The organism is Brachybacterium sp. AOP29-B2-41 (assembly GCF_052378395.1).
Taxonomy (GTDB): domain Bacteria; phylum Actinomycetota; class Actinomycetes; order Actinomycetales; family Dermabacteraceae; genus Brachybacterium.
This window is the reverse complement of sequence record NZ_JBQSXR010000052.1, coordinates 1-1,402: the sequence shown is the minus strand read 5'-3', so window position 1 is coordinate 1,402 and position 1,402 is coordinate 1. Positions and strand designations below refer to the sequence as shown.

Sequence of the window (1,402 nt, the reverse complement as noted above, 5' to 3'; positions counted from 1 at the left end):
GAGGGTGTTTCATTAGCTGTGTAAGGGTCCGGTCTCTAACCGAGGTGTGACCTGCGGGCTCGCCTCTGAAAAGGACCGATGACATGACCGAGATTGCTGATGCCCAGAACCCTCTTGCGGGCGTGCTGAGCGCCGACCAGGTCGACGCCCTCGTCAACGCCGCCGAAGACCTCGGAGAGGGCCGCCACGGGGTCGAGGAGCTGCTGTCCCGGATGACCCAGGCCGTGCTGGAGCGGGCCCTGGAGACCGAGATGAGCGACCACCTCGGCTACGAGTCCGGCGACCCTGCCGGCGCCGGAACGGGCAACTCCCGTAACGGCAAGACCACCAAGTCCATCCATACCCTCCAGGGCCCAGTGCAGCTCACCGTCCCCAGGGACCGCAACGGCTCGTTCGAGCCCGTGATCGTGCCCAAGCGGACCCGCCGACTGGGCAGGGTCGAGGACATGGTCCTGTCGCTGTATGCCCGCGGGATGACCACCCGCGACATTGGCTCCCATCTCGAGGAGATCTACGGCTCGAAGGTCTCCGCCGCGACGATCTCCAGGGTCACGGACGTCGTCACCGACGAGGTCGCCCAGTGGCAGTCCCGGCCCCTGGAGTCGGTCTACCCGATCGTCTACATCGATGCGATCTGGCTCAAGATCCGCGACGGCGGAGTCGTGACCAACAAGGCCTGCCACGTCGCCGTAGGCGTCGATATGGAGGGCCGCAAGCAGGTCCTGGGCCTATGGCTGGGGGCCACCGAGGGCGCGAAGTTCTGGGCCAACGTCCTCACCGAGATTCGCAACCGTGGCACCAAGGACATCCTGATCCTGTGCTGCGATGGGCTGACCGGGCTGCCGGCCGCGGTTAACAGCATCTACCCCGAGACCGTGGTCCAGACCTGCGTGGTCCACCTGCTGCGCTCGGCGATGAAGTACGCCTCCTACACGGACCGCAAGACCATGGCCAAGGACATGCGCCCGATCTACACCGCGGCCACCGTGGCGGCCGCTGAGCTGGCCCTGGAGGCCTTTGCCGAGGCCTGGGGCAGCAAGGCGCCGGGGGCGGTGCTGGCGTGGCGGAACGCGTGGGAGGACTTCATCCCGTTCCTGGCGTTCACCCCCGAGATTCGGAAGGTCATCTACACGACCAACCAGATCGAGTCGATCAACTACCAGCTCCGGAAGATCACCAAGACGAGGGGCTCATTCCCGTCGGACGAGGCGGCGATGAAGCTGGTCTATCTGGGGATCCGGAACATCGAGACCCGCCGCGGTGGCCAGCTCGGAACCGGCACTCAGGGATGGCATCAAGCCCTCAATGCTTTCGCCGTTCAGTTCCCCAACCGACTTCCGCTCTGACCACCCGGCAGAGAGGCTGTTCGACCGGCCCCTTACACAGAAAACTTGACACCTCC

Annotated in this window: 1 protein-coding gene; it reads left to right on the top strand. The window is 65.4% G+C overall.

Annotated features, from left to right (window positions below; all coding sequences use genetic code 11):
* Positions 1 to 83 precede the first annotated feature (83 nt).
* Positions 84 to 1,346, top strand: a complete 1,263-nt coding sequence (locus tag ACT3T9_RS18825) for an IS256 family transposase (protein ID WP_193119625.1) — start codon at positions 84 to 86, stop codon at positions 1,344 to 1,346.
* The last annotated feature ends 56 nt before the right edge of the window (positions 1,347 to 1,402 follow it).